Genomic DNA, 25,199 nt, shown 5'->3' on the forward strand with positions numbered 1-25,199 from the left:
CCACCTCGGGGGTGGGTCCCGTTTCGCTTGGACCACCGAACCGCCCAACATCACAACGCAGGAGCACACCCATGAGCGTGGCAACAGCACCGAAGCGCACGGCAAAGCGCACCTCCGCCAGGGAAGGCGGTTCGTTCCTTGCCGCGCTGCCCTGGATCGGACCGGCCATCCTGCTGATCTTTGCCATCGTGGTGTTCCCCGCCGGGTACATGATCTACAACTCCACCCGAAAAATCTCCCAAGTCGGCACGGACCTCAAGGGTGTCGGGTTCGACAACTACGCCAAGGTCTTCGCCGACCCCAACCTGCCCCGGATCCTGCTCAACACCGTGGTCTGGGTTGTCGTCGTCGTGACGCTCACTGTCCTCATCTCCCTGGCCCTGGCCCAGTTCCTGAACAAGCCGTTCCCCGGGCGCACCCTGGTGCGCATGGCAGTCATCGTTCCCTGGGCCGCATCCGTCGTCATGACCACCACGGTGTTCTACTACGCCACGGACCCCAACTACGGCATCTTCAACAAATTCCTGATGGACATCGGGGTGCTCGACGAGGGTTTCGGCTTCACCAAGAACGCAGTCCCCGCGATGGCCGTCGCGATCGTGATCGCCGTCTTCGTGTCGATCCCGTTCACCACCTACACGATCCTTGCCGGGCTCCAGTCGGTGCCGACCGAAACGCTGGAGGCCGCCCGCATGGACGGCGCCGGACGCTGGCGCACCTACGTCTCGGTGATCCTGCCCCAGCTTCGCGGCGCCCTGGCGGTGGCGGTCCTGATCAACATCATCAACGTCTTCAACAACCTGCCGATCCTGAAGATCATCACCGGTTCGATCCCCGGCTACAGCGCCGACACCCTGATGACCTACATCTTCAAGGTCCTGCAATTCGACAGGCGGCTGGACATCTCCTCCGCCCTGTCGGTACTCAACTTCGCGATAGTGATAGTGATCGTCGCCATCTACGTCAAGACCGTCAAGCCCATGAAGGAGGTCTAGGAAAGCCATGTCGATCCTGACTACAGAAGACCGAGCCTCCCGCCAAACCGTCATCTGGCGCATGGTCGCCGGGCTGGCCATCGCCGCCGTATTCATGGTTCCCTACGTGGTGATGTTCACCGGATCCCTCAAGACACAGGCCGAGATCCTTGCCATCCCGCCCAGCTACCTCCCGCGCGGGGGTGCCCAGTGGTCCAACTACCTCACCATGTGGGACACCCCCGAGACGCCGGTGGCCTACAACCTCATTTCAACGATCGTCATCTCGCTGTGCGCGACCCTGTTGGTGCTGCTGGTGGCCACCCCCGCCGCCTACTACACCGCGCGTTTCAAGTTCCCCGGCAAGATGGCGTTCATGTTCCTGGTGATCGTCACCCAGATGCTGCAGCCCGCGGTGCTGACCGCAGGCCTGTTCAAGCAGATGCTGGCCATGAACCTGTACGACACCTGGCTCGCGATGATCCTGATCAACGCCGCCTTCAACCTGGCCTTCGCGGTCTGGATCATGCACTCCTTCTTCGCCGCGGTGCCCAAGGAAATCGACGAGGCCGCCCAGATCGACGGTGCCGGCAAGCTGCGGGTGCTGTTCAGGATCAACCTGCCGCTGGTCTGGCCGGGCATCGTCACTGCGGTGATCTTCACGTTCGTGTCCTGCTGGAACGAATTCGCGGCCTCGCTGGTCATCCTCTCCACCGCGGAGAACCAGCCGCTGTCCGTGGCACTGACCAAGTTCGTAGGACAGTACTCGACGGCCTGGCAGTACGTCTTCGGCGTCTCGATTGTTGCGATCATCCCGGTCATCGCACTGTTCATGCTCATCGAGAAGCGCCTGATCGGCGGTTTGACCGCTGGAGCGGTAAAGTAAAATCCCATGTCGACCTCTGCCTTGCCAGGAACCACGGCCTCCCTCGGGGAGCGTCCCGTGGACATGCCGCACCCCGCACCGGAAGCCTTCGGGGAACCCGGGCACGGCAGGCTGCGGGAGACGGGAAGGCATCCACGATGAAACGCGAAGAACGCCAGAGCAACATCCTCGAGATGCTCTCCGAATTCGGGCAGATCGAGGTCGAGGAAATCGTGCGGCGCCTGGAGGTCTCCCCGGCCACCGCGCGGCGCGACCTCGATTCGCTGGCCGCTGCGTCCCTGCTCTCGCGGACCCACGGCGGGGCCGTCAGCAACTCCGTGGCCTATGACCTTCCGGTGCGTTACCAGAAGGAGGAAGCGGCGGTGCAGAAGCACGCGATCGCCGTGCTGGCCGCCGGCCTGGTGAAGCAGGACATGGTCGTCGGCCTGTCCGGGGGAACGACCTCCAGCGCGATCGCCACCCAATTGGGCATGCGCCGCGACCTGGTCAACGACTCGGGCCGGACGACCTTCACCGTTGTCACAAACGCGGTGAACATCGCCTCGGCGCTGGCCGTGCGGACCCACGTCAAGGTGATGGTCACCGGGGGAGTGCTGAACCCGCGGTCCTACGAACTCGTGGGCCCGTTCGCCGAGCAGGCGTTGGAGAAGGTCACCCTTGATATCGCCTTCGTGGGAATCAACGGCCTCGAAGCCCACATCGGGCCCACGGTGTCCGACGAGTTCGAGGCATCCATCAACGACCTCATGATCCGCCGGGCCCGGCGCAGCTACCTGGTGTGCGATTCCTCCAAGATCGGCCACAGCGCCTTCGCGGCGCTGACCCGTGCCACGTTCAATGCGTTGATCACCGACGAGGGCATCACGGCCGAGCAAAAGCACGAGCTGGAATCGGCGGGCATCCCCGTGGTCATCGCCCCCGCGGCTTCGCCGGGACACTAGGAGCGGGCTGCTGTCGCAGCCCGCTGGATGCGGTGTGCGACCTTGGAAACCATGGCCTCCAACCGTGCCGGATCGTTGGACAGGCGAACGTCGTAGATGCTTTCCAGGCTCATGGCGCCAAGCCACACACGGGCCCGCCACGCTTCCCGGGCGGTCGGTGCAATTTCGTCCAGCATCGCCTCGCCGTGCCAGAGCGCGAGGTAGGCGCTGTTGAGTGCCGGATCCCAGGCGGCTGCAAGGTCCCAATCAAGCACTCCCACGAGCCGGTTTCCCCGCCAGTGAACGTTGTGTCCGGCCAGGTCGCCGTGGACGAGCGCCAGGGGAATCCCGGCGAAGCCGGCGATCGTTCCAAGCACCAGTTCGGCATCGGGGACAAGCCCGGCCGGCAGCGACCGCAGGGCTGCTTCGGTCTTCGTGGGTGTCCAGGGGCCGTTGAAGGCAAAGGGCGGCGCCAGCAGGTGCGCCAGCGGCGCGATGTCGATTCCGGCAAGATCCTCCACCAGGTTGCGGAGTGCCGTGGCATCGCCCGTGTGCGGCGCATGGGCGCCTCCCGGGACAAATCGCTGGACCACCGCGGAAAAGCCCTCGCCGTGCCACACGGGGCCCAGGGCTGTGGGGAGCGCGAAACCCACCCGGGGTGCCAGGGCCTCCACGAGATCCACCCGCCGCTGCATCTGGCGTGCGGCCTCCGCGGTTCGGCTGATCCGCAGTACCGCCTGGTTCTCGGCGACGAGCACCACATGGAACTGGCCGCCCTCGTTGACGTGGGCGGCTTCCCAGTCGGGGCCGGGATGGAGGCGTTGGGCAAGGGCGACTTCCGCCGGGAGCGGTTTTCGGATCACGGCTCCATCCTTGCATGTCAGCCGCGAGGTGCCGGCACAGGATGACAACGTAGGATCGGGACATGAACCAAAGGCCAGTGGGGCAAGGAAAACCCCTTGAACCGGCAACGCTTCCGTCCGGGACCCCAGACGCTCCTTCGCGCAAGGTCGTGTTAATCGAAGTGCTGATTGTGCTGGGCCTGTCCCTGGGGCAGTCGGCCGTCTACTCGATCGTGAACCTCATCGACAAGATGACGCGGGCACCCCTGGGTTCACAGACAACGACGCTCAACAATCCGCTGAACCAACGTGAGTACTTCGACCTCACGTACCAGTTCCTGGACATCTTCTTTGCCCTGGTGCCCGTCATGCTGGTGCTCTACCTGCTCTGGCGGCTGCCCGGGGGGAACCCGTTCACCAGGCTGGGCTTCGATGCCGCGAAACCGCTCAAGGACCTGGTGTGGGGCGGCGGGCTGTTCCTGGCCATGGGCCTGGGCACGCTCGGCGTCTACGCAGCGGGCAGGGCATTGGGGGTGACCACGATCATCGTCCCGGCCGCGCTCGACGAGTATTGGTGGACCATCCCGGTGCTGGTCCTTTCGGCGATCCGCCACGGGATCCTTGAGGAAGTCGTCGTGGTGGGCTATCTCTTCGAGCGGCTCCGCCGACTGGGCTGGGGGACGTGGCGCATCATCGTGGCCAGCGCGGTGCTGCGCGGCAGCTACCACCTCTACCAGGGCATCGGCCCGTTCATCGGCAACGTCGCGATGGGTATCGTCTTCGGCTACGTGTACTCGAAGAAGGGGCGTGTCATGCCGCTTGTCATCGCACACGCATTCCTGGATATCGCAGGATTCGTCGGCTACGCGCTTTTGGGGGCGTCCATCGGGGTTGGATCCTAAAGAACTGCTTGATCTCACTGTTTGTGTTTCAAGCGGAAAAATGGAGCCTGCTAGGCTGGACGGAATTCCATGTTTCGACCTGTGATTTCCGGACTTCGGACGCTGCAGGCGGGATCAATCAGTCAGGAGATCCGGTTGCCCACCGCCATGAGTTCGCAAAAAATGTTCCGCGTCGGCCTGGTCCTGGGCATCATCGGCCTGCTCTTCAATGTCGTGGTGTCGCCGTTGTTGAACTGGTCGTTCAATGAGGGCGGATACGTGCTGCCCCTCTGGATGGTTTCCGGCCTCACCTTCGTCGTGCAGCAGGGGTCCTTCTACGCGGGCTTGTTCCTGCTCGCGGGTTCCTTCGTCGTGAAGTCGGCCGAGGAAGCCGTGGAAGTGATCCGCAAGGAACAGCGTCCCCGCACCGCCGGCGACCAGGAGTAGGGTGGTGGGGCTTTCCATGGATTCGCGTCACATGCTGCGGTTGGGCGTGGCAGCAGCTGTTGCCGGTGCCGTCCTGGCCCTGGTGGGGACTCCGGTGTTCCTGGGGGTCTCCGACATGCTGCCCGCGTACCCCGACATGGTGCTCGGTTTCGCCAAGGCACTGCAGCAGGCCTTGCTCATCGGCGGCATTTTCATGGCCCTCGGATCGATCATGGTGCGGCACTTCGAGGTCCTGAGGGAAGTAGCGGATCATTCTGGCGGCGGGAAGGCGTCGACCGAGGGATCGGACTAGTTGTTAACGAACCGCGGGGTTGTGGTGAACGGGAAGCCCGTTTCGCCACAACCCCGCGGTTGTCGTTGTCTCTTGTTGAAACCCTAGAGGGTGATCGAGCCCTTGGGGGTCTCGAAGGTCACCGAAAGGATTCCCGGCGTGCCGTTCGGGGCCTGCCAGTCGACCGTGACTTCGCCGACCGGCAGCTGCTCGGGCTGTCCGAGCCAGTCGGCGACGCGATCGCTGGAACCGGCGATGCTGATCGAGGAAATCTTGCCCACCGGCGTCAGTGCCTTCGACGGGTGAAGGCTCTCGGTTCCGTCATCCCAGCGCAGCAGGTAGGGGACCTGCGGGTCGGCAATCAAACCGTTGACGCCGATTTGGCGCCAGGTCAGTTCCTGTCCATCGGGGAACTTCCGGTTTCCCGGGACCGAGCTGCGGCCCAGGCGTTCCTCGACCGGTGCCAGGTCGTCGACCGCGACGCACCAGCCCATCCAGCCGCCGCCGAGTTCGGAGCGCGCACGAACGGCCTGGCCGAACGGTGCCTTGTCCGATGCGGGGTGGTTCAGTACCTCGACGACTTCGAGGTACTGGTCGTTCTGCAACGGGAAGATGACATTGCGGGTACCAAATCGTGGGTGAATACCGCCCTTTACAGATTCGAGTCCAAGGGCCGCGCCGATCCGAGCGGCAGTTGCCGCGAGGCCGTCGGGTCCACAAGCGTAAGTTACATGGTCCAACCTCATCATGAACCCATCATGGCACGATGTGATCTGGCTCTCGACTTAGGGTTGCCTAACTTGAGAATGGGCTGCGGTTTCAGGCGCGGAACGCGGATCGCGCGCCGATCCTGCCGCGTTGTCACATTTTGAGATGTTCTTGCGCGCCCGCGATTCAGTGGGCAAGACTGGACGACAAGGTCATGAGTTCCAGCAACAAGCCCCGGCTTGCTGGACGGCAACCCTCCACCGCGGTGGGGTGCCCCGGGTGAAGACCAGGCCCTGCGCCAGAAAGGCGCAGGACAAGCGCGGGCATGCCCCTACGTACTAACCGACGCCACAGGCGTCGGCTACGGGCATACCCCTTGAATCCTTGAAGGGGACAACAATGTCAAACGACTGGTCATTTGAAACTCGCCAGATCCACGTGGGCCAGGAACCTGACGCCGCCACCGGCGCACGGGCCCTGCCGATCTACCAGACCACCGCCTTCGTGTTCCCGACGGCTGAAAGCGCCGCAGCACGGTTCGCTCTCCAGGAGCTGGAACCGATCTACACGCGCATCGGCAATCCCACGCAGGATGCGGTCGAGCAGCGCATCGCCAGCCTCGAGGGCGGCGTGGGAGCCCTGCTGCTGGCCTCGGGCCAGGCCGCCACCACGTTCGCGATCCTGAACCTCGCCGAGGCCGGCGACCACATCGTGGCGAGCCCCAGCCTCTACGGCGGGACGCAGAACCTGTTCAAGCACACGCTGCGCAAGCTGGGCATCGAGGTCAGCTTCGTTGCGGATCCCGACGACCTGGACGGCTGGCGCGAAGCGATCAAGCCCAACACCAAGGCGCTGTTCGGCGAGGTTGTCTCCAACCCGCGCCAGGACGTTCTGGACATCGAAGCAATCTCTGCCATCGCCCACGAGGCCGGCGTCCCGCTGATCGTCGACAACACCCTGGCAACCCCGTACCTGGTGCGTCCCATCGAGTGGGGTGCGGACATCGTGGTGCACTCGGCCACCAAGTACCTCGGCGGCCACGGCACCGCGATCGCCGGCGTCATCGTGGATTCGGGGAACTTCGACTTCGCCGCCGACCCGGAGAAGTTCCCGGGCTTCAACACCCCGGACGAGTCCTACAACGGCCTGGTCTTCGGCCGCGACCTGGGCGTCAACGGCATCCTCGGCGCCAACCTCGCCTACATCCTCAAGGCTCGCGTCCAGTTGCTGCGCGACCTGGGTTCCGCGGTTTCCCCGTTCAACTCGTTCCTGATCGCCCAAGGGCTGGAGACGTTGTCGCTGCGCATCGAGCGCCACGTTTCCAACGCGGTCGAGGTCGCCACCTGGCTGGAGGCGCACCCGCAGGTGAAGTCGGTCAACTACGCGGGCATCGAATCCAGCAAGTGGTTCGAGCGGGGGCGCAAGTACGGCCCCCGGGGCATCGGCGCGATCGTCGCCTTCGAGATCTCCGGAGGCCTAGAGGCCGGCCAGGGCTTCGTCGATGCGCTGACGCTGCACTCCCACGTGGCAAACCTCGGCGACGTCCGCTCGCTGGTTGTCCATCCTGCGTCCACCACGCACGCCCAGCTCACCGAGGAAGAGCGGGTCGCCGCGGGTGTTTCCCCGGGCCTGGTGCGGTTGAGCGTGGGCATCGAGAACATTGCCGACATCATCGCCGACCTCCGGGCGGGCTTCGAGGCAGTTGCCTCGATCTCCGAGGTTGAACTGCAGGGCGCCACTCGTTGAGCCTGGAGACTGACGTGGCATTTTTCGACGCGGAAACCGCCCAGGCGTTGGACTACGCCCCGGACGGGATCCTGCGCCACCTTCACACCGGTGGATACACCTTCGAGACAGGCGGAGTGCTTCCGGAGGTCGTGCTGGGCTTTGAGACCTGGGGGACGCTTAACGAGGATGCGTCAAACGCCGTCTACATCGCCCATGCACTGACCGGGGATTCCCACGTCGCCCGCGGGCTCTCGACCGAGCCCGGATGGTGGGACGGTTTCGTGGGTCCGGGCAAGACCGTGGACACCGACCGCTATTTCGTGGTGTCGGCGAACATGGTCGGTGGGTGTTCCGGATCCACCGGGCCGGCCAGCCTGGACCCGGACGGCAAGCCGTGGGGTTCGCGTTTCCCCTTCACGACCATCAAGGACTCCGTGCGCCTTGAAGCGCGCCTGGCCGATGCCCTGGGTATCAAGGTCTGGCACGCGGTGCTCGGCGGTTCCATGGGCGGGGCCCGGGTCCTGGAATGGGCTGTCGAGTTCCCGGAGCGGGTCAGGAACTGCGTTGTGGTGGCCGCGACAGCGGAATCCTCCGCGGAGCAGATCGCCTTCGCCCAGGCCCAGAGCGCCGCGATTCGCCTGGATCCGGACTTTGCCGGTGGCGACTACTACGCCAACGACAATGTCCCCTCCGCGGGGCTCGGATTGGCCCGCAGGATCGCTCACATCACCTACCGTGCCGAACCCGAACTCGAGGTGCGGTTCGGCCGCGCCGCGCAGGACGGGGAGGCCCCCTTCGGGTCCCCGGACCTGAACAGGGGCCGCTACCAGGTGGAGAGCTACCTGGACCACCAAGCCGGCAAGCTGGTGCAGCGCTTCGACGCCAACAGCTACCTGGTGCTGACCGACGCCTTGATGAGCCACGACGTGGGGCGCGGGCACGGTTCCATCGAAGCTGCGTTGGCACGCCTGGGTTCGGTCAACTTCTTCGTTTCGGCGGTTGACTCGGATCGCCTGTACTGGCCCGAGCAGTCGGAACGGTTGGCGAAGTCCCTGCCGAACCCGGTTGAGGTCCGCTACATCACTTCGCCGATCGGGCACGATGGATTCCTGACGGACATAGAACAGCTTGGCGATGCCCTGCGGGACCGGATTTTCTCCTAGGAATCAGGTTCCGGCAGGGTAGCCGGGTCGTTGAAGGCGAATGGCTCATGTTGAAGAACATTTCTTCAACATGAGCCATTCGCCTTTTGCCATGGGGGAGCTATTCGCCCAGTGCCTTGAGCCTGGCCTGGGTGTATTCGTCACGCGTGATCAGGCCTCGTGCCAACAGATCGTCCAGTTCGCGCAGCTTCTCTTCGATGGTTTTCTTGGGTGCCAGCATTTCGGAATTGGCAGCCCGGACCGCGAGCTCGGTTTGAAGCGTGAACGGATCCAGCCCCGCGTTCTTGCTGGCCTTGTAGTTACGGACGTAAAGGAACGCCATGAAAACGCCTGCCGCAAGAATCAGGAGGGTGACGATCCCGAAGATCACGCCGAACGAATCGAAAACGAATCCGAGGCCCCCGGGAAGACCGTTCCCGTCCGTATCGACGAATCCGAAGTCCTCGGGCTCCGGGTTGCCCAGCTGTTCCAGGACCTCCGGGGGAACAGCGTCGCTCGTAATGGTGCTTGCCAGCTTCATGGGTGCAGTCCTGTCCCGGCCCGGGCCGAAGTGGGAAAGGTCGACGCCGCGACCTGAAGCAACCAGTCAAGCACAAATTGATGGCAGAGCCTTGGACGTCGCCCTTGTGTATTCAGCGTGCGGCGACCATGTATCGTCCCCCTGGCGATCAGTCGGTCGAGCCGGTGCCCAGGGAAGGCGCCGTGGTGGACTCGCTGAACGGGACGGCCAGGGGACGCTTGGGTGTAATCCCGTCTCCGGAGGACTGGTGGCGGATGCGGCGAAGGACCCAGGGGGCCAAATGCGTCCGGGCCCAGATCAGGTCCTCGCGGCGGGCCTCGCGCCAGTTCTTCGGTTCGGTTTCCCCGGGCGAAGCGTGCTCCAGCTCGTGGGAAACATTCAGCGCATCAAGTGCCATGGCCGCGATCGTTTGGTGCCCGAGCGGCGAGAAATGCAGCCGGTCGTCGGCCCACATATGCGGCTGGTGCAGTTCGCGCAGCGACCACATGTCGGCAACAACCGCATCGTATCGGGCCGCGATCGTACGGACGTTTTCGTTGTAGATCGCTACCTTTCCGCGGATGCCGCCCAGTACCGGGGTGTCGCGGATGTCAGGGCCGGTGAAAAGCAGGATGGTCGCACCGGATGTCGCAAGGATCCGCATCAGTGCATCGAGCTTGTCGGCGATGGCGTCCGGATCGCCGCCGGGTCGGATGACGTCGTTTCCACCGGCGCACAGGCTGACCAAATCGGGCTTGAGCTCAAGGGCGGGGCCCGCCTGCTCGTCGAAAATCTGGGTAATGAGGCGGCCCCGGATGGCGAGATTGGCATAGGCGAAGTCCTCGACGCCGACGCTGAGCTGCTCGGCCACGCGGTCCGCCCAACCTCGGTAGCCACCGGGACTGTGTGGATCGACATCGCCGATTCCTTCGGTGAAGGAATCGCCCAAGGCCACGTAGCGCCGCCATGGGTGGAGAAGCGAGTTGTCGGTTGGCGAATCAGTGCTGAGGGAATCGGCGAAGTTGTTCACTTAGATATTCTTACCAAAGAATATCTAAGTTACCTAAGCGTAGGTTAAATGGCGACACGCAAGCGCGCGCGGATTCTGGTTGACTGGATGAATGAGTGAAAACACCTGGAACCCCACTGTTATCTGGTCGCGTCCCGAGGCCGAGCGAGCCGGAACCCCGCTGCTGGTGCTGCTGCACGGATATCTGTCCAACGAGGAAGACCTGATGGGGTTGGCACCGATGCTGCCCGAGGAATTCACCATCGTCTCGGTGCGGGCCCCGCAGGCCCTGGGGCCCGGATTCACGTGGTTCCCGCTGATGCAGGACCTTGACTATTCATTCGATGCGGTCAAGAAGTCGGTCGGGGACCTGTGGGCCTGGCTGGAACCCATCGCCAAGCAGCACTCGTCCGTCAGCCTGCTCGGGTTCTCCATGGGCATGGCGGTCGCCACCTCCCTGCTGCGTCACCAGCCGCAGGAGATCTCCACGGTCATCGGTCTCTCCGGCTTCGCGGTACCCGGGGACGATTCCGGGTTCTTCAAGGACGAGGAACTGGTCGGCCTCAAGACCCCGGTGTTCTGGGGCCGTGACCAGGCGGATCCCGTCATCACGGCGGACAAGATCGAGTACACGCACGCATGGGCCACCGAGAACGTGCATGTCACCAAGGTGCTTTACGCAAACATGCTGCACTCCGTCAACGCGCAGGAAATGGCGCACGTCCACGAATTCCTGACCCATGTGGTGCTCAAGGGTGCCTCGGTCTGACTCTCTTGTGTCACTTGATTGACACAAGCTTCGACCTCCTGTTTGTATTGTTTTGTTGATACAAGCGGGAGGTCTTTGCTTTCCCGAGAAAAGGACAGCACATGATTAACCTGCTCCCCGTCGCGGCCTTTCTAGGTTTTGGTGTTGCGCTGCTATTGCTGGTCCGCAAGGGATCCTTGTCGCAACGACGTAGCGACCTTGGCGATCTGGCGAACCGTGGCAGTGCGCCGGACGTCGCAACGGCCCGGAGGATTCTTCGGATCATGCGAGCCCGAAACATCTCGGCGTTTGCGGCGGCGGTGGCCGGTGCCGTTGGTGCCTTCATCCTCCACGACACATTTCCCCAGGGATTCGGCCTTGCCATCGTCGTGGCTCCCGCGTTCATGTGGGTACTGGCCGCCGCAGTGTATGCGTTATGGCCCATCCCCAGCGAATTCCCAAACGCGGTGTCTGAACCGGAACCCCGGCTCAGTGCCGATCTGACTACGAGATCGGCAGGGATGTTCGGCCCTGCGTGGGGCATTGTTGCTCCGGCGGTCTTGCTTGTTGCAACGGCTGTCGGGGTTGTGGCGGCCGGGCGGGTTTCCGGTGCCGACGAGAACGGGCTTTTCCGGAACTTCCCGCACTCATCGATGAATGGGGCGGAACTGGACGAAAACATGGTGATCATCGGCACGGTTGCCACCGAGGGAGCGTCCGGGCCGTTCCCCGGCTGGTACTACGGGGTCCCCGTGATCGTGTTATTGGCCGTGGGGGCTGTGTTGACCCTGTGGGCGCTGAACTCGAATGCCCGCAGGCCACGCCTGCGAAGCGCGGGGCTCCGGGAACTTGACCTAGCCATTCGCACGCATCAGGGATACGTGCTCAGTACCGGGGCCAGCGCGATGCTGTGTTTTCAGGCATTGCCGTTGCTGCTCATGGCGTTGATCTCGGTTCGCAGCGCCGCCTCACGGACCATACTTGTGGTCGGCCAGGTCTTCGACGAAAGCTCCATGCCAGCCCGCGGGCTGGATCCGTTCCTTGGCGGCGTGGCAGTCGGACTGGCCGTTGTTGCGTTGTTGCTGCTGGTCATAGGCTTGGTGTTGCTCGCCAACCTGGTGGCGTGGATGAGTTCAACCATCAAGCCCCGGAAGCGCGGGGCCATCGAAAGTGCGACCGCATGATCACACTCGATCCGCTCCATCCCAGTGGCCCCGCCGAACAGATCAGGGCGCAATTGGCGGCGATGATCCAAAGCGGGGAGCTGCCGGCCGACGCGAAACTGCCGCCGGTGCGGCAGCTCGCAGGGGACCTTCGGGTCGCCGCCGGAACCGTGGCCAAGGCCTACAAGGAACTGGAAACCGCCGGCTTGGTGCGCACGGGCCGGGCCAACGGCACCCGGGTGAATCCCGGACAGACACTTGAAGCACCAGTACTTCAGGACGTGAGGAAAATGGTGCTCAAGGCAAAATCCGCGGGGCTGGGCCTGGACGAACTTCAACGACTTGTGGCGGCAGCCTGGAAACCCCAGGTGCCGCCACAGGGCGTGTTCGGAAGAGGGAACTAGGCCGTTTCGACCTGGATGGATTCGCCGTTGACGGACACGGTGTCGCCGTTGCGGATCTGGGCACCGCGGCGCGTCTCGATCTCTCCATTGACCTTCACCAAGCCGTCCTCGATGAGCTGCTTGGCGTGGATGCCGTCCTCGGCCAGGGACGCCAGCTTGAGCAGCTGACCCAAGCGGATTGATTCGTCGCGGATCTGGATGGGGAATACCTCGGGATTTGCCATGCATCAATCATCGCGCATCTTCCGCGTGCGATGTGCATGAAGCGAAGATGACGCCGCGCCATGTGGCGTAGCCGACAGAATGACCGGCTGCGCCAACGGTGGGAGTACGTTTCTCTAGGTAGCCCCCGGCAGCAAAGGAAGAAGAGTGGCACGTCAAGAACCCCGCCCGGCTGCCGGCGCCTTGGTCCTTGCGGGCTCCGCGGGCATGCTCATGCCGATCCAGGCGCTGATCACCTCAAGCGCTGCCGCCCCGCTGGGTGGGTACCTGCCCGCGGCGATCCTCAGCTCCGCTACCTCACTGCTGTGCATGATCGTCGCGAGCCTCTCCATTCCCGCAGCACGCCGCGGATGGCGCCGGGTCGGCACGGTGTGGCGAGAACGCCGAATCCCGCGCTACTTCGTTCTCGCCGGGCTCATCGGCGCCTACTACATGGTCGCGCAGGCCATGAGCGTGGGCAGCATCGGTCTCGCGCTCTTTGCCGTCGCGGTGGTCGGGGCACGCACGCTCTCGAGCATCCTCATCGACGTGATCGGGTTCAGCCCCGCCGGACGCCAACCCGTCACCCGGCAACGCATCGTCGGCGCCCTGCTCCTGGTCCTTGGTGCGTCTGTCGCCGCGTGGGGGACGGGGGCCCGTGCCGCCGAGGACCCGATGGCGCCGCTGGCGTTGGCAGTGGCGGTCGTTGCCGGGTTGCTGGTGAGTTTCCAGCAGTCGATGAACGGGCGGGCCGGGCAGGCCTACGGGTCGACGGCCACGGCGACAACCGTCAACTACCTTGCCTCAGCGATCGGGCTGCTGCTGGCCATGGCCGCCGTCGCACTGCTGGGCCTGGAACCCTTCGGCTTCGCCCGGGCTCCCGAGTGGTGGATGTACTTCGCCGGACCACTGGGCATCCTCTTCGTCGTCACCGGCGTGAGCCTGGTCCCGAAGCTGGGCTCCCTGTTGCTGGGCATCGGGTTGGTGACGGGGCAACTCGTGGGTTCGCTGCTGATGGACCTGCTGCTCGAGCCGGCGCGCGTGGGCGCCAGCGAAATCCTTGGAACACTGCTGACCCTCGTCGCGGTGTTCATTGCCTCATGGCGCCGTGGCGGGCGTCCACGTTGGAAAGCAGAAACCACCCCGTGAACGCATCCCCATCCATTGCCGTCCCGGGCACCGCGCGGCGCCTGGGCCCGGTCTACCTGATGGCCGCGATCCTTGCCGGCCTGCTCATGCCCCTCCAGAGCCGTGTCAACGGCGCGCTGGGTGCCCGGCTGGGCGACCCCGTCGCCGCCGCGCTTGTCAGCTTCACCACCGGGCTGGTCCTGCTGGTGCTGGTCTCGCTGGCGGTGCCCGGCGCGCGGGCCGGTGCGAAGCTGATCCCCGTTGCCCTGCGCGAGCGGCGTTTTCCGCGCTGGTACGTGGCTGCCGGATGCGTGGGTGCCCTGGTGGTGCTCACCCAGTCCCTGACGGTTCCGTTGCTCGGGGTTGCGCTGTTCACCGTGGCGATCGTTGCCGGACAGACGGTGGGCTCCATGCTTGTCGACGGCATCGGTTTCGGCCCGGGCGGCCGCCGCAAGGTCAACGCGCTGCGCGGCATCGGAGCCGTCTTGGCGATGGCCGGGGTGCTGTGGGCCGTCAGCCCGCGCATGGCCGGCAACTCGGCTGTCGCGAGCCTGCTGGTCCCGATGCTGCTGCCCTTCGTCGCGGGTTTCCTCATGGGTTTCCAGTCGGCGATGAACGGCGTACAGGCGCAGGCGTACGGCACCCCGGTGGCGGCAACACTCATGAACTTCGCGGTGGGGGCGTTGCTGCTGGGCATCGTGCTCCTGCTCCGGCTGCCGTCCACCGGGGCACCGAACCCGCTGCCCGGCGCATGGTGGTACTACCTGGGCGGCCCGCTGGGCTGCGTGCTGATCGGGCTCTCCGCATTCCTGGTCAAGCACCTGGGCGTGCTGCTGACCGGCCTCGGCATGATCGGCGGGCAGCTGGCCGGGTCCCTGCTGATCGACCTGTTTTTCCCGGCACCGGGTACGGTGGTGAACGCCGCAACGGTCGGCGGCACGCTGCTGACCCTCGCTGCCGTCGCCCTGGCCTCGCTGTCCGGTGGCAGCCGGCCCAAGCTCCGCTAGCACTGCCCCCTGTCCCCGCCAATGCGGCTGCCCTAGGATTCCACTAAAACGGAAGCAGGGGCCAACCGCCATGAGCATCATCAAAACCCCCGGCGAGGACGAAGCCACAGGGGAAACCGCCGCCATCTACGCGCAAGACCTGGCCGCGCTCGGGTACGTGCCGGAGCACACCCGCGTGATGGCCGTGAACGCCGGGGCCCACGAAGGCTGGACGAAACTTGCATCGTCGATCGCCGGCTCGATGGGCATGCGCCGGTACGAGCTGGTGACCCTGGCAGCGGCGCTCGGGCTCGAGTCCCGGCATTGCCGGCTCGCCCACGGACAGAAAGCGCTGAAATTCATCGGTGAGCCCGAACTGGTGCGCATCGCCAGGGACTACCGGAACGCCGGCCTGGACGAAGCGGAGGTCGCCATGATGGACTTCGCGCTCAAGTTGAGCACCGATGCGACGTCCATGGACGATTCCGATACCCGCAGGCTGCGGGAGGCGGGATTCACCGACCGAGAGATCGTGGACATCGCCCTGGCCGCGGCTGCCAGGAACTTCTTCAGCAGGTTCCTGCAGGCGCTGGCCGTGGACGTCGACGTGCCGCCGAACCTCGGCGAGGAACTTCGCACGGCGCTGCTGGAGCCCCTCGGCCCCGGACCCCGGCCCGAGTAGTTGCCGCCCGGGCGGGTGCCGGGAAACGACCGGCCGGTGAACACCCATGTAACGCTGTGGAACGCTCTGGCATCGCCCCGCAAACACGTTAGGCTTATCGAGTATGTTTTTCGCCCTGCGGACCGCAACCAGCGGCCTCGTGAATCATTGGAGTTGTTATGGCGCCTCAGTCCAAGCTCGATCAAGTCATCTCCCTCGCCAAGCGGCGCGGCTTCGTTTTCCAGGCCGGTGAGATCTACGGTGGCTCCCGTTCGGCATGGGACTACGGACCCCTGGGCACCGAGCTCAAGGAAAACATCAAGCGCGAATGGTGGCAGACCTTCGTGCGCGGGCGTGAGGACATGGTGGGCCTGGATTCCTCCATCATCCTGCCCAAGGCCGTCTGGGAGGCCTCGGGCCACGTTGCGACGTTCACCGACCCGCTGGTCGAGTGCACCTCGTGCCACAAGCGCCACCGCGAGGACCACCTGATCGAGGCGTTCGTCGCCAAGAAGAAGCGCCAGCCGGTCGACGGCATGAGCGAGATCGCCTGCCCCGACTGCGGCACCAAGGGCCAGTTCACCGAACCGCAGCTCTTCTCCGGCCTGGTCAAGACGTTCCTCGGCCCTGTCGACTCCGCCGCCGGCCTGCACTTCATGCGCCCGGAGACCGCCCAGGGCATCTTCGTGAACTTCAACAACGTGCTCACCGCCAGCCGCAAGAAGCCGCCGTTCGGCATCGGCCAGATCGGCAAGGCCTTCCGCAACGAGATCACCCCGGGCAACTTCATCTTCCGCACCCGCGAGTTCGAGCAGATGGAAATCGAGTTCTTCACCGCCCCCGAGGACGCCCCGGCGTTCTTCGACAAGTGGGTCGAGGACTGCTGGGCCTGGTTCCTGGACCTGGGCATCAACGAGGAGAACCTGCGCCGCTTCGACGTCCCCGAGGACGAGCGCGCCCACTACTCGGCCGGCACCATCGACTTCGAGTACCGCTTCGGCTTCCAGGGTTCGGAGTGGGGCGAGCTCATGGGCGTCGCCAACCGCACCGACTACGACCTGTCCTCACACTCCAAGGGCTCGGGCACGGAGCTTTCCTACTTCAACCAGGCCACGGGCGAGCGCTACACCCCGTACGTGATCGAGCCGTCCTTCGGCCTGACCCGTTCGATGATGGCGTTCCTTGTCGACGCCTACGTCGAGGACGAAGCACCGAACGCCAAGGGCGGGGTGGACAAGCGCACCGTGCTGAAGCTCGACCCGCGCCTGGCCCCGGTCAAGGCCGCGGTGCTGCCGCTCTCGCGCAACGAGGACCTGTCCCCGAAGGCCAAGGCCCTGGCGGCCGAGCTGCGCAAGCAGTGGAACATCGACTTCGACGACGCCGGCGCCATCGGCCGCCGCTACCGCCGCCAGGACGAGATCGGCACCCCGTTCTGCATCACCGTCGACTTCGACACCCTCGAGGACCAGGCCGTGACCATCCGCGAGCGCGACACCATGACGCAGGAACGCGTGGCCCTGGACCAGGTGCGCGCCTACCTGGCCGAGCGCCTCAACGGAGCCTAGGCCCATGGCAGAGCTCGAATTCCGGCCCTGGAGGGACGGGGACGACCTGGCGCTGCTGGAGATCTTCGGCGACCCGGCGTCCCCGCACGCCCACCAGGACCGCACCATGTTCCGTGCCGACTCCAACGAGCCGTTCGGCCGCTGCCTGGTGGCCACGGACCAGGGCATCCCGGTGGCGGCGGGCGTCGTCTTCGCCTCCACGCTGCACCCGCAGCGCCTGTGGCTCTACGTGGAAGTGGCCCGCGAACACCGCCGCACCGGCGTGGGAACCGAGCTGGTGGGGCGCCTGCGCGCAGGCATCCCGGCCGGCACCACCACGGAGCTGAAGGCCCGCTACACGCGGACCGCCGGGACCGACGCCGCCGCGGCGGCCGGGTTCTGCGCGTCGCTGGGCATGGCGCAGATCCAGGAGGCGCGCGACGTCGTGGTGGAACCCGGGGGCCTGGCGCTTCCGGTCTTCGACGACGACGGGCTGACCCTTGAGGACATCGCGACCGGTTCGGTGGAGCTGACGCGGCTGGTCGTGGAGTTCTACAACGCGACCCACGCGTGGGACAGGGCCGAGATGACGCTGGGCAGCGCCCAGAAGATGCTGCTCGACGACGCCACCGGCGCACAGGGCGCGATCGTGTTCCGCGACAAGCCCAAGGCGCGCGGCGGGAAGATCCTCTCCTTCGCGATTAGCTACACCCCGGCCCGCGTGGATGCGCCGGCCGACGTGCTGCTGGGCTGGAACCCGGAGCTGTCCGAGGAGGAATCGGCCGAGCCGATCCGCGGGATGCTGGCCATGCTGGCGCACCAGTACCCGGTGAAGCTGGAGGTCGACGGGTCGATGGCCGTGCTGTCCTCGCTGGTCGATGTGCTGGCCATGGCTGGCCAGGCGACGGTCATCTCCACCACCACCATCGTGGCCACCGCATAGCCGGCAGGCACCAACGCCGATGGCGCCGGATGTTCCCCTGCGGGAGAGCCATCCGGAGCCATCGTTGTTTCTGGGCGGTGTAGTTTCCGGGCGGTGTTGTTCTCGGGGGAGGGCCAGGGAAGCGGCCGCCCGTGGCAAGGTCCCCGATATGCGAAGGGGCCCTGGCGCCCGGGATGGGTTCCCGGGCGCCAGGGCCCCGACCGAACTGCCTCGATCGCCTACTTGCAGGTGAACTTGGCGTCGGCCCAGTCCGCGTGGTCGTTGCCGTTGCCGTCCCCGGCGACGTCGGCCACCAGGTCCACGTACTCGGCGCCGGTGATGTCCGCCGCAAGGGTGAAGGTCGGGCTGGTTGCCCGCATCACCGGCGAGCCGGCGACGGTCTTGCCGTCGGCGCGCACGGTGAAGCCGACGGAGCCCAGTGTCTTCTGGACGTCGTCGATGCCGACCTGTGCGGTGAAGGTGCTGCACTTGCCGCCGGTGTAGTAGCGCACGGTGCTCGGTGCGTGTGCGCCGAGACCCTTGGGGTAGACGACCCCGTTCAGGGTGATGGCCGGACCGTCGCCTTCCCCGTTTTCGCCGTTGGCCCTGTCCTTCTCCACGGGGCCCCAGCCGTTCTCGGCGCTGACCCACTGGTGGTCGCTGGCGTAGACGGTGCCGCTTGGCGGTGCCGGCAGCGTGTACACGGCCACGTCGCCGGACACCGTGCGTTCGCCCGCCGGGTCGGCGGTGGTGGTGTAGGACGCGGTGGTGCCCACCGTGTAGTCGCCGTCGGCGGACGCCGGCGGGACCACGCTCCAGGTGGTTTCCAGCGTGGCACCGGGTGCCAGCGTGGCCGCGGTGTGTGCGGTCTTCGCCGTGGCGCTCCAGCCCTCGGGGAGATCGAGGGCTACCTCGAGGTCCTTGATCTCCGCGGGTTCGTCGCTGGTGAACGTGGTGGTGAACGTGTTGTCCTGGTCCTGCTTGATGACGTCTCCCTCAAGTGCGACGGAGACCTGTCCGCAGGCGGGAATGCTCTCCGCCTTGCCGAGGTCCTCGACCAGCAGGTTGTCCAGCGAGAAATCGGCGGCCTCCGAAGAGCCCACGCGTTCGAGTCCCACCCAGGTGTCGCCGCAGCCGCCGGCCACGATGGTGTCAGTGAAGCGGGCCGTTTCCAGCTGGCGCGGCAGCGCCTTGGCTTGGGTCTTGCGGGTGCCGTTGGCCGAGGCGTAGCCGCCGACCCAGTTGTATTCGCCCGCGAGGGCGTTTTGGTAGTCGAAGCTGACCCGGTACTCGTGGCCCGGCGTCAGGGGGACCGTGTAGTTGGAGGTGCGGTACACCAGTCCGGGGCCGCCGTTGGGTCCCTTGTTTTCCGCGTGGGACTTCAGGGACCAGGTGCCGTCGATGACGTCGTCGGTCTTCTGGCCGTTCCAGCCGGACTGCGTGTAGGGTGCGTTCAGTTCCGCCAGGTGCGTGCGGGGGTCGGTGGACCCGCCGGCGTCGCCCTTTTCGAAGGGCCCCCAGCCCTGGTCGATGTCCTCGAAGTCCTCCGAGATGACGCCGGTGGTGGGGACCTTCGAGGTGGCCACGACCCGCACGTCGTCGATCCGGACCTTGGCCGTGCCCTCGCCGGCGGCGATGCGCAGCGTGGGGGTTGCGTTCTCCTTCACGTCGACCAGCACGCGCAGGCGCTGGAAGTTGGTGCCGTGCTTCTCGTCGGCCGCCACGTAGTTGGTGGACGACGAGCTGCGGATCGTCCTGGCTGCGGATTCAACGCCCTTGCCCGACACCGACAGGGTCGTCTCCCGGGTCTTCCCCGGTTCCACCTCGACCCAGGCGCTTACCGAGTAGGTTCCCGGTTCAAGCTTGCCCAGCCGCTGGGTGATGGCCGAACGGCCTTCGCCCAGGACAGCGACGGTGTGGCCCTTGGCGGTGCGCTCGGTGGTTGCTGTGCCGGAGGGGGCCCAGGCCTTGAGGGAGCCTGCGTTGAATCCGGGATCTGAGAGGGGGGTTCCCTCGCCGAACGCGGGCTTCTGGGGCAGCGCCGGCCGGGCGTCGCCCACCAGCACGTAGGGCTGGCCGGCCTCGGCGTCCAGCGTGATCTTGCCCTGCTTCGCCCGCGGCTGGGCGACAAGTTCGCGGCCGGAGTCGGTGAGTTTGTACAGCTTGTAGCCGCCGTTCTGCCGGAAGCGTTCCGGCAGGGTCCAGGTGGAGGTTCCGCCCGTGGCGCTGTAGTGGTAGAGCTTGCTGGCTTCCTTGCCGCTGGCGTCGAAGGTGCCGTCGGCGGCCCAGGGCAGCAGGTAGGTGTCGCCGCGCAGCACCTCGGCGCCGCCGTCGGTGATGACGCGGTCCGCGGCCGAGGTTCCGGTGACGGAAATGCCGCCCGTGAAGTCGATCCGGTTCTCCTGCCAGTTCATGATCTCCTGCTGCTGCAGGTACTTGGCCGGGAGGTTCTTTTTCCAGATGTTCTCGTAGAAGGCGTTGTAGTCGGTCTGGCCGGTCCAGCCTTCCCATTCGACGATGTTGGCGTTGCCCAGCAGCGGGTGCGGGTTCCAGGTGTCCTTCTGGGAGTTCAGCGCGAAACGGATGATGTCCGAGTTGACGCCCTTGTTGTTGGAGCCGCCGTACTTTTCGTCGGTGGCCCAGTGGGACCAGGTGTTGTTGCGGTCTAGCGAGTGGGCCCACTCGGAGCTGACGCGGAAGCCGTTCTTGACGAGCTCCTTCTGCAGGCGGTCGGCCAGCCAGCCGTACTGGTAGTAGACGTCGACGTAGACCATGTCCAGGTTCCCGTCGGTCTGCTCGCGGAACTTCTTGACGCGGTCGGCGAGGTTTCCGGTGAGGATGTCCTTGCGCTGGTTGATGTAGTAGGACTGGTCCAGCCAGCTCCACCCCTTGGCCTTCGGGTCCACGAGGTCCTCGGAGAAGAACTTGGACTCCGGGTAGGCCTCGGTCTGGTTGATGTGGACGCCGTAGGAGGCGTTCCACTTCTTGCTGGCCTCCAGGAGCTGGTTGAGGTCCTTGAGGCCGCCGGCGCGGGTGTTGTAGTTATCCGCGAAGTCGGTGTTGGCGGAGTCGTGCCCCTCGCTGCCGAAGCCTTTGAGGATGGCCGACTGGCCGAGCCCGTCGGTGGCCAGCGCGATGCGCTTGGTGTCGTCGAGGGTGCGCAGGAACGGGTGGGTTGCCTGGGACGCGAAGTTGAAGGGGATGCGCTGGACGACCTTGTCTTTGACGTCGCCGCCCCGGTTGGGGAGCACCGCGATGTCCCGCAGGGCGATGGCCGCGTCCTGCCAGGTGACGGAGTCGTCCCCGTTGGCGTCCGCGGTGATCTTCACCTTGGACCACGGCAGCTCCTCGGTCTCGTTCGACTCGTTGGCGCGGTAGAGCCAGTCCCCGCTGGCGACGCCGACGCGCACGTGCGCGCCGTCCTTCACGGCCTGGCGCTTGAAGCGGCCCTGGCTCCGGTAGCCCGAGCCCGACGACGTGTCGTACAGGGAGTTCGACTCCAGCGCGGCTGCAAGCTTTCCCGTGGTGGCCAACGCGAATGCCGACTCCTTGGGTGCTGCGTCCACCGGGGTGGAATCCGTGACGTTCGTGAAGGTGTCGCCGGACTTCGCACGGTCGACGGAGAGATTGGCCGTGGCAACCTGTGCGCCGGTGCCGGCGGAGGAAACGCTGACCAAGTTGTTTCCCGGGATGCCGAGGGTGCGGATCTTGGTGGAGGTGCCGTCGGTAATGGAAGTGACGCGGAACGTCATCACGGAGTCCTCGACGCTGATGCGGGCCTCAATGACAGCGCCCGGGATCCCGGGAACGGTGATCCGGTAGTCCATCGCCGAATCGCCCGAAGGGGTCGAGGTCACATCGACCTTGTGCGTCTCGCCGTTGACCTTGATCTCGTCGATGGGGGCGGTGCTGCCGTCGATGGAAGCCGCGGTTGCCGCTTCGGTGTACTTCAGGACCTGCGGGAAATCGCGTGAGACCGTGACCTTGAGTTCCCGGGAGGCGATGGTGCCCGTCGAGCCACCCGACACCTGGGGCAGGGCGTTTGCCCCGGTCATGCCTAGGGGGACCAGCGCGGACGCTGTGATGGCACCGATGGCCGTCAAGCCGACGGCCTTTCGGAACTTCCGTGGTGAACTTCGCATCTTGCTCCTCGTGGATTGCGAACGACCCCGGCCGATGCGACGTCCCCACCCAACGCATGGCCGATCCGTATAGTGATGTTATGGATAACACGTTGAGTGTGGCATGGCTCACGGTGCGGAGTAAAGAACTTTTGAAGAAATGCCTGATTTCGGTACTTTTGTACACATTGGCCACATTGTGATCGATATCAACTGCTCGTTGGGTGATGCCGTGGCGAACTTGCCGGGATACAGGCGCCCGACGGTCCGGTGCGCGTCCGGCAGCGGGGCGGGCTCGATGCATCGCCCGACGCAAGGCGGCGCCGCCCGGGATTCCCCGAAACGGGGATCCGGACGGCGCCGAGGGGTCTGCGCGTGGTCGGTGCGGGTGCTGCTAGTCCAACTCGATGACCTGCACCGAGCCGGGACCGTCCACGAGCAGCATGATCCGGGGGCCGGATGCCCCCGACGCGGCGATCGCCGCGCTGAGTTGCTCCTCCGTGGCCGTGTGGCCACCCCCGGTGCGGGCGAGGACCCGGACCCGGGCTCCTGTCGATTTCGCGAGTGCGGAACGCAGGGAACCCTCAACCCCGCCTGCAACCAGGAGAATCGATTCCAGGGCAGCGGGCTGTCCAGCCTCCGCGGCTTCAAGCACGTTGCGGTCCGCACGCCAGATCGCGAAGTGGTAGAGCGAAACCAGGGCCGTGGCTGTGAGCAGGCCGAGCGGGGCGCGGACCGATTCGAGCAGGCCGGAGGCTAGCCGTCCGGGCTCCAACAGGAACTCGACAAGCCGATACCCGGCCACCAGCAGTGCCACCAGTGCCACCACGGCGCTGACGCCGAAGACCGCCACCAGGTAGACGCGGCGGGCGCGCGGGTCCGCGGGTCGCCCCGGCGCCCAGGCCCGCCACCACGCCAGGGCGCCGAGCAGCAGCCAGACGACCCCGGCCAGCATCAGGTTTCCGGTGGTGTTCCCGGCCAGCGGCGGGACCAGCGCGGCGAGCATGGCATTGACGCAGACCCCGAGACCGGAGGCGCCGGCGGCCAACCCGATGCCCGAGGCCACCTGGCGTCCGGCCTCCCGGGTCCCCGCCGAGCGGCCGGCGAACCAGGACGGAGCACGGCTGCAGACCAGGGCCCCGGCCAAGGCGGTGCCCAGCGCGAGAGGCGCCGGGGCCAGCAGCTGCGCCGAGGCTCCGTGAAGTGCGGCCTTGCCGAGCAGGTAGAGCAGATACCCGGTGCCGCCCAGGGCTGCAGCGCCGGCGGCCAGGACGCCCACGAGCACCAGGGCGACGTCGGCGAACCCGCCGCGCACCCGCCAAGCGCACCGGTGAACCCAGTGCCACCACCACACCGCCAGTCCGCCGGCGATCCAGGGCAGCTGCGCCGCCAGGCCCCGCCACCAGGGGCTGCCGACGGTGGGCACGGGGAATAGCGCGTCGAGCGCGGCGGCACCGATCACGGACAGCGCCGTGGCAAGTGCCGCGGCCGCCACCAGCACCCCGTACCAGCTGCCCAGGATCCCGGGCAGGTTCGGCAGGGCCCTCGGCGTGCGCGCGGTGTCGCGCCACATCTGCTGGTGCCACCACCAGGTCCCGCCCCAGGCCAGTGCGCCGGCAAGGTTGTGGGCCCAGTCGTCGGTGCGTCCGGAGGCCAGGTTTCCCGCCAGGGAAAACAGTGCGGTGCTTGCCGCGATGAGCGAGGTGGCGTACATGGCCGCGAGGTAGAGGCCCCAGGCCGGCGCCCCGGATTCGGCGGGCAGCAGCAGCCGCCGCGCCAGCCACCGCCACAGCAACAGCGCCAGCGGGCCGGCGACCGCCAGGAAGGCGATCGACCGGGCCAGGGCCGAGGTGCGTTCGGTTCCTGTCGGTTCGGCCGGGTCCAGGAGCAGAGCAAGCAGCCCCGCGGCTCCCGCGGTCGCGACAGCCACGAGCGTGAAGAAGAGGATGTAGAGCACCAGGCGCCGCACGGTGGGAAGCGCGCCGGCGGCCCGTGCCTCGGTGGTGTGCGTGGGGGTTGCCATCTCACTTCACCGCCGTGGAGCTGCAGGCCAGCAACGGCCACGGAGCGTAGTCGATGGCCCAGCCACCGTCGCGGGGGACCAGCACGAACGAGTCCTCGTAGCCCTGCTCTCCGAGCCCGAACGGGCCGCGGACCCGGGTCTCGGTGATTGAGACGAGCACCGTGGCGCCGGTGCCGGCCATCGTGGTGGATTGCAGGGCAACACGCAGGTCGCCGGTGTCCTGGATGGCCCCGTCGGGGCAGTCCTTGAGGGCCTTGGGCGTCAGCAGCTCCGCGGCCTGCTCCCGGTCGCCCGCCAGCACGGCCGTGACGTAGCTCTGCACGACGCCGGCGGGGGAGCCCGGGTCCACCGGGGCGCCGGCCCCTCGGGTCAGCACCAACACGAACGCCATGGCCACCAGCAGCACCGTGGCTCCCAGCAACGCCAGCGTGGTGCGGTTCCCGGCCTTGGGTAGGCTTTTCATGCCTCAATTATGCAGCGGAAAACCCCGGTGGGATGCCCTGCGCGGTCCTCGGTCCGGCACCTCGCGTCCCGCCGTGCGTCAGGGCGCCGGAGGCCGGATCGGGGTCCCTTGGTGGAAGAGGCAGCGAGCCGATTTCCCGCTGCGCCGCCAGAGCGAGGAACGCAGGCTCTGCCTCCCGCCGAACAGCAGGCGGTAGGTCAACAGCACGGTGTCGGGGGAGAGGGGAAGCGCCGCGCGGTCGCCCAGCCGCGCGGCTTCGGGTGCGGTTCCCCCGGCGGTGTCCTCCACGAGGGCCGCAACGATCTCCGTCCGGTGCCACAGCCTGCCGGATTGCCCGATCTCGCGGAAGCCGGGGTCAAGCAGTTCCAGCAGCAGGGCCGGGTTCCCGCGCACCCGGGGAGTGAGCAGTTCTTCCTCTCCGCGCCAGGCCAGGGCAATCAGGTCGTCCATGGGATCGACTCTACGGCCGATCCCATGGCGCGTGGGGAGCCCGGCCTCCCATGCGCT

General features: G+C 66.2%; 25 protein-coding genes and 1 riboswitch. Of the genes, 16 read left to right on the top strand and 9 right to left on the bottom strand.

Annotated features, from left to right (window positions below; all coding sequences use genetic code 11):
- Positions 1-71: 71 nt before the first annotated feature.
- The 3 genes from ACSYDW_RS10795 to ACSYDW_RS10805 all read left to right on the top strand — a co-directional run bounded on the left by ACSYDW_RS10795 (position 72) and on the right by ACSYDW_RS10805 (position 2,801).
- On the top strand, positions 72-995 hold the full coding sequence (locus ACSYDW_RS10795; protein ID WP_438338741.1) for a carbohydrate ABC transporter permease: 924 nt from the start codon (positions 72-74) through the stop codon (positions 993-995).
- 7 nt (positions 996-1,002) lie between these two features.
- On the top strand, positions 1,003-1,860 hold the full coding sequence (locus ACSYDW_RS10800) for a carbohydrate ABC transporter permease (RefSeq protein ID WP_438338742.1): 858 nt from the start codon (positions 1,003-1,005) through the stop codon (positions 1,858-1,860).
- Positions 1,861-1,997: 137 nt separating this feature from the next.
- A complete protein-coding gene (locus tag ACSYDW_RS10805) occupies positions 1,998-2,801 on the top strand; it encodes a DeoR/GlpR family DNA-binding transcription regulator (protein ID WP_438338743.1) in 804 nt (267 codons plus the stop codon).
- On the opposite strand, the gene ACSYDW_RS10810 is transcribed toward ACSYDW_RS10805, so the two are convergent.
- Positions 2,798-3,643: a phosphotransferase family protein gene (locus ACSYDW_RS10810; RefSeq protein ID WP_438338744.1), complete on the bottom strand. Its 846-nt coding sequence runs from the start codon at positions 3,641-3,643 to the stop codon at positions 2,798-2,800. The two genes, ACSYDW_RS10805 and ACSYDW_RS10810, sit on opposite strands and share 4 nt — an antisense overlap.
- A 62-nt stretch (positions 3,644-3,705) precedes the next feature.
- Here ACSYDW_RS10810 and ACSYDW_RS10815 point away from each other — a divergent pair, with 62 nt between their 5' ends.
- The 3 genes from ACSYDW_RS10815 to ACSYDW_RS10825 all read left to right on the top strand — a co-directional run bounded on the left by ACSYDW_RS10815 (position 3,706) and on the right by ACSYDW_RS10825 (position 5,242).
- Entirely contained in the window at positions 3,706-4,524 is an 819-nt protein-coding gene (locus tag ACSYDW_RS10815) for a CPBP family intramembrane glutamic endopeptidase (RefSeq protein WP_438338745.1), read from the top strand.
- A 147-nt stretch (positions 4,525-4,671) separates the two neighbouring features.
- Positions 4,672-4,950: a hypothetical protein gene (locus tag ACSYDW_RS10820; protein ID WP_438338746.1), complete on the top strand. Its 279-nt coding sequence runs from the start codon at positions 4,672-4,674 to the stop codon at positions 4,948-4,950.
- 16 nt (positions 4,951-4,966) lie between these two features.
- Positions 4,967-5,242 (top strand): hypothetical protein, encoded by a 276-nt coding sequence (locus ACSYDW_RS10825; protein WP_438338747.1) that lies wholly within the window; start codon positions 4,967-4,969, stop codon positions 5,240-5,242.
- An 83-nt stretch (positions 5,243-5,325) separates the two neighbouring features.
- On the opposite strand, the gene ACSYDW_RS10830 is transcribed toward ACSYDW_RS10825, so the two are convergent.
- Positions 5,326-5,970, bottom strand: a complete 645-nt coding sequence (locus tag ACSYDW_RS10830; RefSeq protein ID WP_438338748.1) for a VOC family protein — start codon at positions 5,968-5,970, stop codon at positions 5,326-5,328.
- 169 nt (positions 5,971-6,139) lie between these two features.
- Positions 6,140-6,255, top strand: a riboswitch (SAM riboswitch).
- 73 nt (positions 6,256-6,328) lie between these two features.
- Here ACSYDW_RS10830 and ACSYDW_RS10835 point away from each other — a divergent pair.
- Both ACSYDW_RS10835 and metX read left to right on the top strand, forming a co-directional pair.
- Entirely contained in the window at positions 6,329-7,675 is a 1,347-nt protein-coding gene (locus tag ACSYDW_RS10835; protein WP_438338749.1) for a bifunctional o-acetylhomoserine/o-acetylserine sulfhydrylase, read from the top strand.
- Positions 7,676-7,677: 2 nt separating this feature from the next.
- Positions 7,678-8,820: a homoserine O-acetyltransferase MetX gene (gene metX, locus ACSYDW_RS10840; RefSeq protein WP_438338867.1), complete on the top strand. Its 1,143-nt coding sequence runs from the start codon at positions 7,678-7,680 to the stop codon at positions 8,818-8,820.
- 100 nt (positions 8,821-8,920) lie between these two features.
- Here the strand turns inward: metX and ACSYDW_RS10845 are convergent, their stop codons facing one another.
- Positions 8,921-9,340: an SHOCT domain-containing protein gene (locus tag ACSYDW_RS10845; protein WP_438338750.1), complete on the bottom strand. Its 420-nt coding sequence runs from the start codon at positions 9,338-9,340 to the stop codon at positions 8,921-8,923.
- 148 nt (positions 9,341-9,488) lie between these two features.
- Positions 9,489-10,349: an SGNH/GDSL hydrolase family protein gene (locus tag ACSYDW_RS10850; protein ID WP_438338751.1), complete on the bottom strand. Its 861-nt coding sequence runs from the start codon at positions 10,347-10,349 to the stop codon at positions 9,489-9,491.
- 91 nt (positions 10,350-10,440) lie between these two features.
- Here ACSYDW_RS10850 and ACSYDW_RS10855 point away from each other — a divergent pair, with 91 nt between their 5' ends.
- The 3 genes from ACSYDW_RS10855 (at position 10,441) to ACSYDW_RS10865 (ending at position 12,643) form a co-directional block, all read left to right on the top strand.
- The gene (locus ACSYDW_RS10855; protein ID WP_438338752.1) at positions 10,441-11,097 is read left to right on the top strand and encodes an alpha/beta hydrolase; all 657 of its coding nucleotides are present in this window, start codon (positions 10,441-10,443) and stop codon (positions 11,095-11,097) included.
- A 101-nt stretch (positions 11,098-11,198) separates the two neighbouring features.
- On the top strand, positions 11,199-12,260 hold the full coding sequence (locus ACSYDW_RS10860) for a hypothetical protein (RefSeq protein ID WP_438338753.1): 1,062 nt from the start codon (positions 11,199-11,201) through the stop codon (positions 12,258-12,260).
- The gene (locus tag ACSYDW_RS10865; RefSeq protein ID WP_438338754.1) at positions 12,257-12,643 is read left to right on the top strand and encodes a GntR family transcriptional regulator; all 387 of its coding nucleotides are present in this window, start codon (positions 12,257-12,259) and stop codon (positions 12,641-12,643) included. Before ACSYDW_RS10860 ends, ACSYDW_RS10865 begins: the two co-directional genes overlap by 4 nt.
- On the opposite strand, the gene ACSYDW_RS10870 is transcribed toward ACSYDW_RS10865, so the two are convergent.
- Complete coding sequence (locus ACSYDW_RS10870) at positions 12,640-12,867, bottom strand: RNA-binding S4 domain-containing protein (protein ID WP_438338755.1); 228 nt, start codon at positions 12,865-12,867, stop codon at positions 12,640-12,642. The two genes, ACSYDW_RS10865 and ACSYDW_RS10870, sit on opposite strands and share 4 nt — an antisense overlap.
- Positions 12,868-13,012: 145 nt before the next feature.
- On the opposite strand from ACSYDW_RS10870, the gene ACSYDW_RS10875 reads away from it, so the two are divergent.
- From ACSYDW_RS10875 to ACSYDW_RS10895, 5 genes are all read left to right on the top strand, one after another.
- Positions 13,013-13,993 (top strand): DMT family transporter, encoded by a 981-nt coding sequence (locus tag ACSYDW_RS10875; RefSeq protein ID WP_438338756.1) that lies wholly within the window; start codon positions 13,013-13,015, stop codon positions 13,991-13,993.
- Complete coding sequence (locus ACSYDW_RS10880) at positions 13,990-14,979, top strand: DMT family transporter (protein WP_438338757.1); 990 nt, start codon at positions 13,990-13,992, stop codon at positions 14,977-14,979. The genes ACSYDW_RS10875 and ACSYDW_RS10880 overlap by 4 nt, the downstream gene beginning before the upstream one ends.
- A 70-nt stretch (positions 14,980-15,049) precedes the next feature.
- On the top strand, positions 15,050-15,640 hold the full coding sequence (locus ACSYDW_RS10885) for a carboxymuconolactone decarboxylase family protein (protein ID WP_438338758.1): 591 nt from the start codon (positions 15,050-15,052) through the stop codon (positions 15,638-15,640).
- 158 nt (positions 15,641-15,798) lie between these two features.
- Positions 15,799-17,184 (top strand): glycine--tRNA ligase, encoded by a 1,386-nt coding sequence (locus ACSYDW_RS10890; protein WP_438338759.1) that lies wholly within the window; start codon positions 15,799-15,801, stop codon positions 17,182-17,184.
- Positions 17,185-17,188: 4 nt separating this feature from the next.
- The gene (locus ACSYDW_RS10895) at positions 17,189-18,106 is read left to right on the top strand and encodes a GNAT family N-acetyltransferase (protein ID WP_438338760.1); all 918 of its coding nucleotides are present in this window, start codon (positions 17,189-17,191) and stop codon (positions 18,104-18,106) included.
- Between the two features lie 218 nt (positions 18,107-18,324).
- On the opposite strand, the gene ACSYDW_RS10900 is transcribed toward ACSYDW_RS10895, so the two are convergent.
- The 4 genes from ACSYDW_RS10900 to ACSYDW_RS10915 all read right to left on the bottom strand — a co-directional run bounded on the left by ACSYDW_RS10900 (position 18,325) and on the right by ACSYDW_RS10915 (position 25,142).
- Positions 18,325-22,188: an endo-alpha-N-acetylgalactosaminidase family protein gene (locus tag ACSYDW_RS10900; RefSeq protein WP_438338761.1), complete on the bottom strand. Its 3,864-nt coding sequence runs from the start codon at positions 22,186-22,188 to the stop codon at positions 18,325-18,327.
- Between the two features lie 412 nt (positions 22,189-22,600).
- Complete coding sequence (locus ACSYDW_RS10905) at positions 22,601-24,229, bottom strand: DUF5671 domain-containing protein (RefSeq protein WP_438338762.1); 1,629 nt, start codon at positions 24,227-24,229, stop codon at positions 22,601-22,603.
- Between the two features lies 1 nt (position 24,230).
- Positions 24,231-24,692, bottom strand: a complete 462-nt coding sequence (locus ACSYDW_RS10910) for a hypothetical protein (protein WP_438338763.1) — start codon at positions 24,690-24,692, stop codon at positions 24,231-24,233.
- A 78-nt stretch (positions 24,693-24,770) separates the two neighbouring features.
- Entirely contained in the window at positions 24,771-25,142 is a 372-nt protein-coding gene (locus tag ACSYDW_RS10915; RefSeq protein WP_438338764.1) for a nuclear transport factor 2 family protein, read from the bottom strand.
- Between the last annotated feature and the right edge of the window lie 57 nt (positions 25,143-25,199).

This window comes from Paeniglutamicibacter selenitireducens, assembly GCF_051550675.1.
Lineage (GTDB): Bacteria > Actinomycetota > Actinomycetes > Actinomycetales > Micrococcaceae > Paeniglutamicibacter.